The organism is Azospirillum picis, assembly GCF_017876115.1.
Taxonomy (GTDB): domain Bacteria; phylum Pseudomonadota; class Alphaproteobacteria; order Azospirillales; family Azospirillaceae; genus Azospirillum; species Azospirillum picis.
The window spans coordinates 48,394-57,372 of sequence record NZ_JAGINO010000035.1 but is presented as its reverse complement, the minus strand read 5'-3'; the positions used below and the strand labels follow the sequence as shown (position 1 = coordinate 57,372).

General features: G+C 68.5%; 10 protein-coding genes. 9 read left to right on the top strand and 1 reads right to left on the bottom strand.

The window, feature by feature from the left end:
• Positions 1-37: 37 nt before the first annotated feature.
• From J2850_RS29625 to J2850_RS29610, 4 genes are all read left to right on the top strand, one after another.
• Positions 38-157 carry a hypothetical protein gene (locus J2850_RS29625; RefSeq protein ID WP_370878975.1) on the top strand — a complete coding sequence of 40 codons (120 nt, stop codon included), beginning with the start codon at positions 38-40 and terminating at the stop codon, positions 155-157.
• A 174-nt stretch (positions 158-331) separates the two neighbouring features.
• Positions 332-1,204, top strand: a complete 873-nt coding sequence (locus tag J2850_RS29620) for a glycosyltransferase family protein (protein WP_209990633.1) — start codon at positions 332-334, stop codon at positions 1,202-1,204.
• A 49-nt stretch (positions 1,205-1,253) separates the two neighbouring features.
• The gene (locus J2850_RS29615) at positions 1,254-2,426 is read left to right on the top strand and encodes a glycosyltransferase family 4 protein (protein WP_209990631.1); all 1,173 of its coding nucleotides are present in this window, start codon (positions 1,254-1,256) and stop codon (positions 2,424-2,426) included.
• 86 nt (positions 2,427-2,512) lie between these two features.
• Positions 2,513-3,103 (top strand): D-sedoheptulose-7-phosphate isomerase, encoded by a 591-nt coding sequence (locus J2850_RS29610; protein ID WP_209990628.1) that lies wholly within the window; start codon positions 2,513-2,515, stop codon positions 3,101-3,103.
• Positions 3,104-3,110: 7 nt separating this feature from the next.
• On the opposite strand, the gene galE is transcribed toward J2850_RS29610, so the two are convergent.
• Positions 3,111-4,124 carry a UDP-glucose 4-epimerase GalE gene (galE, locus tag J2850_RS29605; protein ID WP_209990626.1) on the bottom strand — a complete coding sequence of 338 codons (1,014 nt, stop codon included), beginning with the start codon at positions 4,122-4,124 and terminating at the stop codon, positions 3,111-3,113.
• A 238-nt stretch (positions 4,125-4,362) separates the two neighbouring features.
• On the opposite strand from galE, the gene rfbC reads away from it, so the two are divergent.
• The 5 genes from rfbC (at position 4,363) to J2850_RS29580 (ending at position 8,938) form a co-directional block, all read left to right on the top strand.
• Positions 4,363-4,914 carry a dTDP-4-dehydrorhamnose 3,5-epimerase gene (gene rfbC, locus J2850_RS29600; protein ID WP_209990619.1) on the top strand — a complete coding sequence of 184 codons (552 nt, stop codon included), beginning with the start codon at positions 4,363-4,365 and terminating at the stop codon, positions 4,912-4,914.
• An 87-nt stretch (positions 4,915-5,001) separates the two neighbouring features.
• Complete coding sequence (gene rfbB, locus J2850_RS29595; RefSeq protein ID WP_209990616.1) at positions 5,002-6,066, top strand: dTDP-glucose 4,6-dehydratase; 1,065 nt, start codon at positions 5,002-5,004, stop codon at positions 6,064-6,066.
• On the top strand, positions 6,063-6,953 hold the full coding sequence (gene rfbD / locus J2850_RS29590; protein ID WP_209990614.1) for a dTDP-4-dehydrorhamnose reductase: 891 nt from the start codon (positions 6,063-6,065) through the stop codon (positions 6,951-6,953). The genes rfbB and rfbD overlap by 4 nt, the downstream gene beginning before the upstream one ends.
• A gap of 12 nt (positions 6,954-6,965) precedes the next feature.
• A complete protein-coding gene (gene rfbA, locus J2850_RS29585) occupies positions 6,966-7,829 on the top strand; it encodes a glucose-1-phosphate thymidylyltransferase RfbA (RefSeq protein WP_209990609.1) in 864 nt (287 codons plus the stop codon).
• 155 nt (positions 7,830-7,984) lie between these two features.
• Positions 7,985-8,938, top strand: coding sequence for a UDP-glucuronic acid decarboxylase family protein (locus tag J2850_RS29580; RefSeq protein WP_209990606.1), 954 nt, complete (start codon positions 7,985-7,987; stop codon positions 8,936-8,938).
• Positions 8,939-8,979: the final 41 nt, after the last annotated feature.

Sequence of the window (8,979 nt, the reverse complement as noted above, 5' to 3'; positions counted from 1 at the left end):
GAAGGCGCGTGCCGGCCAGCTTCCCAACTTCACCGGCATCGACAGCGCCTACGAGCCGCCTGAAGCTCCCGAGATCACGCTGAAGGGCGCCGAGCAGAGCCCCGACGAGATGATCGACCTCCTCCTCGACAGCCTGCGCCACCGCAAGATCATCTGAGCCCCTGGGGCATCGAGGCTCCTGCCCATTTGTCCATCGCCTTTCGATCGGTGCGGATTCTCGTCCACTCGTCCTGGCCGGAGGGCGGCGGGAGCCGCAGTGAAATGCATTGACGAAACAAGGAGGCGGCGATCTTATGGCCACGGCCGGTCTTGCAAAGCGTCTCCCCTCACCATGCAGCGTCACCCCTGCCTTGCTCCCTATTCCTTGACGAACCTGGAGCGGGCCAACGCCATCGGGCGGGCCGAGCCGCAGCAGCTTCAGGGCGCACCAGCACCGCACGGGCTGTCGATCATCATCCTCACCCTCGACAAACCGGAGTTGATTATTCCGCTGGTCGACAGCTTGGTGGCGATGGCACCGCTGTTCGCGCAGGCTGGGCTGGGGTTCGAGGTGCTGATTGGCGACACCGGCTCCACCGACCCCGATGTGCTGGCGTTTTATGAGCAGGTCCCTGCCATCGTCACCGTGGTGCGCGGGCTGAGCTACCAGTTCTCCCGCTGCAACAACCAGCTGTTCTTCGGCCATGCACGCTACGACACTGCACTGTTTCTCAACAATGACGTGATCGTCCGCGACCAGCCCGACAGCCTGTTGCGGATGGTCCGGCTGCTGGAGTGTCGGCCTCAGTTGGGGGTGGTCGGGCTATGCCTGTTCTTCCCCGACGGCCTGGTGCAGCATGCCGGCATCGATGTGTTCCGCGACGGCCCCCTGCGCGGCTTCTGCTTCCACCCGCACGCCCGCGCCGTCCTGCCCAGGCAGACGGCCGAGAGCTGGGAGTCTCTGGCGGTGACGGGGGCCTGCCTGATGATCCGCGCCGAGCTGTTCCGGGCGGTCGGTGGCTTCGATGAGGGCTACCGCACCGAATGCCAGGACGTGGCGCTCTGTTTGGCCGTCCAGCGGCTGGGTCGGGGGACTGCCGTTCTCAACGCCGGCCCGGTGCTGCATCTGGAAAACGCGACCCGGCCCAGGGGGTCGGAGGACTGGGCCGACCGTCAGCTCTTCATGCGCCGCTGGGGGACCTTCGTCGACGCCTTTGCCCTGTAGGACATCCGTGCCAAACCCTACCTCCTCCTTGCTGTTCTTGTGCTACCGCATGGTCCGCGGCTTTGGTGTCTCCGTGGTCATCGACAATCTGGCGCGTGGCCTGGCCTCGCGCGGCGTGGCGGTGACGATCGGCTGCGTCGAGCAGGATGGCACCATGCAAGGTCTCGACATCCGCCCGGTCAAGCCGCAAGCCGAGGCCATCGCCGCCCTGGCGCAGGCGGTCGGCGCCACCGTCATCGTTGCCCACACCTCACCGTTTTTCGAGGTTCTGCCGGCCCTGCAGGGGGCATTCTCCTGCTGGGCCTGGGAGCATGGCGACCCGAGCCCGGCCTTTTTCGGCAGCGACCGCCGCATGCGCGAGGAGGTCATCCGCCACAAGCAGGAGCGGGTCTATCCCGCGCTGGCCGGCGTGGTGGCAATCTCCGAGTTCATTGCCCACGACATCGGTTGGCCGCAGGCCCAACGGATCTTCAACGGCTGCGACCATGTCCCCGACCGCGGCAGCAAAGGCCTGCAGGATTTCCCGCTCGGCGACGGCGCGCCGCTGAGGATCGGCACCTTGATGCGCATCGGCCGCGGCGAGGCGCGCTACAAGGGCCTGCAGTCCTTCCTCGATCTGGCCGCAGCGGTGCGCGCCTCGGGTCTCCATGCCGATGTGCACATCATGGGCCGCGGCACCGCCGAGGACGCCAAGCCCTTCCACACGGCCGGCATCCACACCCACCTGAACGCCACCGACGACGAGCGCGCCGCATATCTGCGCGGACTCGACGTCTTCGTCTCGCCCAGCCTATGGGAGGGCTGTAACCTGCCCCTGCTGGAGGCCCAAGCCCTCGGAACCGTCGGCTTGGCCTATGACACCGGGGCGCATCCGGAGATGACGCCCCTGCTGGCCGCCACCGCCCGCGACATGCTGAGTTTGGTGCAGGCCTACGCGCATGATCGCGGCTTGCTGCGCCGGCACTCCTTGCTGTGCTACCGCTTCGTCCGCAGCACCTACCGCTGGTCGGCCGCGGTGGACGACACGGTGCGCCTGCTCGGCTTGACCGCCGGCATTGCACCGGCGCCGCTCCACAGCCGGACACCGGCACGCCGCGACAGCTGGCTGGGCACCCACACGCGAAAGCTCATCTGGTCGTTGCGCGCCGAGGGGGTTGTCGGAGCGGCACGGCGGACCAAAGCCTATCTGTCCTACCACATGCGCAAGGACCGCTCCGGATGATCCCGCAGGTGCCGGCCGCCACCGCCGGAGTGGGATGCCGGCCCACCGCCGCCTTGAGGCTTCTTTGACCACAAACGAGTCTAGCCATGGCTGATCCCACCATGCCCCGCCCGTCCCTGAGCGCATATATCGGGCGCTCGGCCGAGGTGCTGCTCCAGACGCGCGACGCCATCCACAGCACCGTGATGGCGGCAGCCATCGAGCGCATCGTCGCCGCCCTCGCCGCCGGCCGGCCGCTGCTGGTCTGCGGCAACGGCGGCTCGGCCGCCGACGCCCAGCACATCACCGGCGAACTGGTCGGCCGCTTCCTGAAGGAGCGCCGGGCGTTGAAGGCGATCTGCCTCAGCTCCAACACCGCGGTGCTGACCGCCTGGGCCAACGACTACAGCTACGAGACGGTGTTCGCCCGCCAGGTTGAGGCCTATGCCGAGCCCGGCGGGGTGCTGCTCGGGCTGAGCACCAGCGGCAACTCGGCCAATGTGGTCGCCGCCTTCGAGGCCGCCCACCGCCACGGCATGAGCACGGTGGCGCTGACCGGCGAGGGCGGCGGCCGGCTGGCGGCGCTCAGCGACGTGTTGCTGGCGGTGCCGTCGCGCCACACCCCGCTGATCCAGCAGGCACATCTGTGCCTGTACCACTACCTGTGCGAGGCGGTCGAGGCGCGGCTGGCCGGCTGAGCCGGCCTCAGCCGGCCACGGCGTCCGCCACCAGCCTGCGCTCCCAGGCGAGCGCGGTCTCGACGATGGTGCGCAGGTCGGCATGGCGCGGCGTCCAGTCGAGCTCGCGCCCGATGCGGGCGGTCGCGGCGACCAGGGCCGGCGGGTCGCCGGCGCGGCGCGGGCCGATGCGGGTCGGCAGCGGCCGGCCGAGCACCGTCTCCACCATGTCGAGCACCTCGCGCACCGAATAGCCGCGCCCGTAGCCGCAGTTCAGGGTGCGGCTGTCGCCGCCGGCCTCGAGATGGACCAGGGCGGCGACATGGGCGGCGGCGAGGTCGCTGACATGGATGTAGTCGCGCACGCAGGTGCCGTCCGGGGTGGGATAGTCGTCGCCGTAGATCTGGATCTCCGGCCGCTGGCCGGTCGCCGCCTGGGCGGCGATCTTCAGCAGGTGGGTGGCGACGCGCGTGCATTGGCCCGAGCGTCCCTGCGGATCCGCCCCGGCCACGTTGAAGTAGCGCAGCACCACCGCACGCAGGCCGTGGGCGGCGGCGGCATCGGCCAGCATCCATTCGGTCATCAGCTTGGAGCGGCCATAGGGGTTGATCGGGCGGGTCGGCGCCTCCTCGTCGATCGGCGTGGACTCGGCCATGCCATACACCGCGGCGGTGGAGGAGAAGACGAAGCGCTCGACCCCGGCCCGGTGGCAGGCCTCGATCAGCGCCAGGCTGTTGGCGGTGTTGTTGCGGTAGTAGTCGAGCGGCTTTTCCACCGATTCCGGCACGACGATGCTGCCGGCGAAATGCATCACCGTGCCCACCCGGTGCTCGGCAAGGACATGGGCGATCAGGTCGCGGTCGCCGACATCGCCCTCCACCAGCGCCACCTCCGGCGGCACGGCGGCGCGGCGGCCGCTGGACAGGTCGTCGACCACCACCACCGGCCGGCCGCCGTCGCGCAGGGCCAGCACGACATGGGAGCCGATGTAGCCGGCGCCGCCGGTCACCAGCACGGTGTTACGGGAAGTCAGGTCGGCCATGGACGGTCCACTCACGCTGCGGTGCAAAGATCAACGCCGACTATCGCCCGCCGGCCCGGCCCCATGCCAAGCTTTTCCGCCGAGGCGGGCTGTCCCTTTCGCGGTCCCCGGAAAGAGGCACGCCGGTGCCACACTGCCCCGCCCGATGGCGTTCGGCGATGGACAGCGGCGGCAAGCGGCGATACCAAGGCGGACGCGACGCCGCCGGCAGAACCGGCGCAACAGGAGCCTTTCAGTCATGGACATCGCCGCACTCGCCATCCCCGAGGTCAAGATCATCCGCCCGAAGAAGTTCGGCGACCACCGCGGCTTCTTTTCGGAGACCTACAGCAAGCGGGCGTTCGAGGCGGCCGGGCTGATGCTGGAGTTCGTCCAGGACAACCAGTCGCTGTCGGCCGAGATCGGCACCGTGCGCGGCCTGCATTACCAGCTCCCCCCCTTCGCCCAGGACAAGCTGCTGCGCGTGGTGCGCGGGGCGGTCTTCGACGTGGCGGTGGACATCCGGCGCGACTCGCCCACCTTCGGCCAGCATGTGTCGGCGGTCATCAGCGCCGCCGAGTGGAACCAGATCCTGATCCCGGTCGGCTTCGCCCACGGCTTCTGCACGCTGGAGCCGGACACCGAGGTCATCTACAAGGTGACCAACCTCTACTCGCCCGAGCATGACCGCGGGCTGCTGTGGAACGACCCCGACCTCGGCATCGACTGGCCGGTCGCCGCCGGCGCGGCGCGGCTGTCCGACAAGGATCACAACAACCCGCGCTTGGCGCAGGCGGCCGAGCTGTTCTAATAAGGAGCCGCCGGCAACGCCGATCTGCCGGGACCCGGGCTTTTCCGGTTTGGCCGTTTCCCTTCCGACAGGGCGCAAGGTGGTTTGATGACGCGCATTCTCGTCACCGGCGGTGCCGGTTTCATCGGCTCGGCGGTGGTCCGCCAGCTCCTGGCCGAAACCGACGCCTTCGTCGTCAATGTGGACAAGCTGACCTACGCGGCCAACCTGTCCTCGCTGCCGGGCGCCGAGGGCCATCCCCGCTACGCCTTCGAGAAGGTCGACATCTGCGACGCCGCCGAACTGAAGCGGGTGTTCGCCACCCACCAGCCCGACGCGGTGATGCACCTGGCCGCCGAGTCCCACGTCGACCGCTCGATCGACGGGCCGGGCGACTTCATCCAGACCAACGTGGTCGGCACCTTCCGCCTGCTGGAGGCGGCGCGCGCCCACTGGTCGACGCTGCCGGCGGAGCGCCGGGAAGCGTTCCGCTTCCACCACATCTCCACCGACGAGGTGTTCGGCACGCTGGGTCCCGACGGCTTCTTCACCGAGACCACCGCCTACAGCCCCAACTCGCCCTATTCGGCCAGCAAGGCGTCGAGCGACCATCTGGTGCGCGCCTGGCACGAGACCTACGGGCTGCCGGTGGTGCTGACCAACTGCTCCAACAATTACGGCCCCTACCATTTCCCGGAAAAACTGATCCCGCTGGTGATCCTCAAGGGACTGGCGGGCGAGGCGCTGCCGGTCTACGGCAAGGGCGACAACATCCGTGACTGGCTCTATGTCGAGGACCATGCCCGGGCGCTGCGGCTGGTGCTGGAGACGGGTCGGATCGGCGAGAGCTACAACATCGGCGGCCACAACGAGCGCACCAACCTGGAGGTCGTCCGCGCCATCTGCGCGCTGCTCGACGAGATGGCCCCGGCCGGCGCTCCGCATGACCGCTTGATCAGCTTCGTCACCGACCGCCCCGGCCACGACAAGCGCTATGCCATCGATGCCGGCAAGATCGAGCGCGAGCTGGGCTGGAGGCCGCAGGAGAGCTTCGAGAGCGGCCTGCGCAAGACGGTGGCCTGGTACCTGGAAAACCGCGGCTGGTGGCAGGCGATCCTCAACGGCTCCTACCGCGGCGAGCGGCTGGGCCTCACCGAAGGAGCCGCGCCGTGAAGATCCTCGTCCTCGGTGCCAACGGCCAGCTCGGCTTCGAGCTGATGCGGGCCGCCTGGGCTCCCGGCACCGAGCTGGTCGGCCTGCCCTATCCCGCGTTCGACGTGACCCGGCCGGGCGACGTCGAGGCGGCGGTCGCCGCCCATGCGCCGGCCCTGCTGGTCAATGCCACCGCCCACACCGCCGTCGACAAGGCCGAGAGCGAGGTCGACCTCTCCTTCGCCATCAACCGCGACGGCCCGGGCGCCATGGCGGCGGCTTGTGCATCCCGCGGCATTCCCTTCATCCATGTGTCGACCGACTATGTCTTCGACGGGACGAAGGACGGGATCTACACCGAGGACGACCCGATCAACCCGATCGGCGTCTATGGCGCCAGCAAGGCGGCGGGCGAGGCGGCGGTGCGGACGGCGACGCCCCGGCACGTCATCCTGCGCACCTCCTGGGTCTACAGCGCCTACGGCAACAACTTCGTCAAGACGATGCTGCGCCTGGGGCAGGAGCGCGAGGAGATGCGGGTGGTCGCCGACCAGCATGGCTCGCCGACCGCCGCCGCCGACCTCGCCGCCGCCATCGTGCAGATCGCCGCCGCCATCGAGACGACGGGCAGCACCGCCTGGGGCACCTACCACCTGACCGGCAGCGGCTACACCACTTGGCACGGTTTTGCCGAGCAGATCTTCCGGCGGCTGGAGGAGCGCACCGGCAAGCGGCCGCGTCTGAGCGCCATCGGCACTGCCGACTATCCGACCCCGGCACGCCGCCCGGCCAATTCGCGTCTGGACTGCAGCCGCGCCAGGGAGCGTCTCGGTGTTTCCTGCCCGCCGTGGCAGGACAGCCTGGACCGCGTGATCGACGAGCTGTTCACCAACCCGCCGCAGGCGTGAGGGCATAAGACCATGAAGGGCATCATCCTGGCCGGCGGTTCCGGCACCCGCCTTTACCCGGTGACGCGGGCAATCAGCAAGCAGCTGCTGCCGATCTACGACAAGCCGATGATCTATTTCCCGCTCAGCACCCTGATGCTGGCGGGCATCCGCGACATCCTGATCATCACCACCCCACACGACCAGCCGCTGTTCCAGACGGTGCTGGGCGACGGCTCGCAGTGGGGCTTGAACCTGAACTACGCCATCCAGCCCTCGCCCGACGGGCTGGCCCAGGCCTTCATCATCGGCCGCGATTTCGTCGGCACCGACGCGTGCGCGCTGGTGCTGGGCGACAACATCTTCTACGGCCACGGCCTGACCAACCTCTTGCGCGCCGCCGGCGAGAGGGCCGCCGGCGCCAGTGTCTTCGCCTACGCCGTGCGCGACCCCGAGCGCTACGGCGTGGTCGAGTTCGACGGCCAGGGCCGGGCGCTGAGCATCGAAGAGAAGCCGGTCGAGCCGCGCTCCAAATGGGCGGTGACCGGGCTTTACTTCTACGACAACGACGTGCTCGACATCGCCGCGGCGGTCAGGCCGTCGGCCAGGGGCGAGCTGGAGATCACCTCGGTCAACGCCGCCTATCTGGAGATGGGACGGCTGTCGGTCGAGCAGATGGGCCGCGGCTACGGCTGGTTCGACACCGGCACCCACGACAGCCTGCTGGAGGCGGCGGAGTTCGTCCGCACCATCCAGCACCGCCAGGGCCTGCAGATCGCCTGTCCGGAGGAGATCGCCTATGTGTCCGGGTGGATCGACGGCGAGCAGCTTCGCCGCTTGGCCGAGCCGCTGCAGAAAAACGACTATGGCCGGTATCTGCTGAGCCTGCTTGGCTGAGGCGGCACCATCGGGCTCCTGTCGCCCGGCCTGGCACCGGACCGTTCCCCTCAGGGCGGAGAGGATGGCCAAGGCGGGGATGACGATGGTCCGGCTGGCCGCCGCCCCCCGGCCTGTGCAATGGTCACGCCCTCCTGGTGAAAGAGCAAGAATTCATGCACAGTTTCAATAGAAAGCGTGTCCTCGTCACCGGCGGTGCCGGCTTCCTGGGATCACACCTGTGCGAGCGGCTGCTCGAGCGCGGTCACGATGTGCTGTGCGCCGACAATTTCTTCACCGGCAGCCGCGACAACGTCCTGCACCTGCTGGAAAACCCGCATTTCGAGCTGATGCGCCACGACGTGACGTTCCCGCTCTATGTCGAGGTCGACGAGATCTACAATCTCGCCTGCCCGGCCTCGCCGATCCATTACCAGCATGACCCCGTCCAGACCACCAAGACCAGCGTGCATGGCGCCATCAACATGCTGGGGCTGGCCAAGCGGCTGGGCGCCAGGATCATGCAGGCCTCCACCTCGGAGGTCTATGGCGATCCGGCGATCCACCCGCAGCCGGAGGAGTATTGGGGCAACGTCAACACCATCGGCCCGCGTGCCTGCTACGACGAGGGCAAGCGCTGCGCCGAGACGCTGTTCTTCGACTATCACCGCCAGCACCAGCTGTCGATCAAGGTCATCCGCATCTTCAACACCTACGGCCCGCGCATGCATCCCAACGACGGGCGGGTGGTGTCGAACTTCATCATCCAGGCGCTGAAGGGCGAAGCGATCACCGTCTATGGCGATGGCCAGCAGACGCGCTCCTTCTGCTATGTCGACGATCTGGTCGACGGCTTCCTGCGCTTCATGGACACCCCGGCCGAGGCCACCGGCCCGCTCAACCTCGGCAATCCCGGCGAATTCACCATGCTGGAGCTGGCCGAGAAGGTGATCCGGCTGACCGGCTCGGCCTCGCGCATCGCGCACAAGCCCTTGCCCCAGGACGACCCCAAGCAGCGCCAGCCCGACATTTCCAAGGCGCGGGCACTGATGGGCTGGGAGCCGACGGTGCCGCTCGACGAGGGGCTGGCCCGCACCATCGCCTATTTCCGCGGGCGCTTCTTCGCCTGAGCGGAACGGGAGGGCCGTCCCCCCGGACGGCCCTCCCGCGG

Coding starts and splice junctions, on each gene's coding strand:
- J2850_RS29620 (WP_209990633.1), top strand. CDS start 332: ATGCAGCGTCACCCCTGCCTTGCTCCCTATTCCTTGACGAACCTGGAG.
- J2850_RS29615 (WP_209990631.1), top strand. CDS start 1,254: ATGGTCCGCGGCTTTGGTGTCTCCGTGGTCATCGACAATCTGGCGCGT.
- J2850_RS29610 (WP_209990628.1), top strand. CDS start 2,513: ATGGCTGATCCCACCATGCCCCGCCCGTCCCTGAGCGCATATATCGGG.
- galE (WP_209990626.1), bottom strand. CDS start 4,124: ATGGCCGACCTGACTTCCCGTAACACCGTGCTGGTGACCGGCGGCGCC.
- rfbC (WP_209990619.1), top strand. CDS start 4,363: ATGGACATCGCCGCACTCGCCATCCCCGAGGTCAAGATCATCCGCCCG.
- rfbB (WP_209990616.1), top strand. CDS start 5,002: ATGACGCGCATTCTCGTCACCGGCGGTGCCGGTTTCATCGGCTCGGCG.
- rfbA (WP_209990609.1), top strand. CDS start 6,966: ATGAAGGGCATCATCCTGGCCGGCGGTTCCGGCACCCGCCTTTACCCG.
- J2850_RS29580 (WP_209990606.1), top strand. CDS start 7,985: ATGCACAGTTTCAATAGAAAGCGTGTCCTCGTCACCGGCGGTGCCGGC.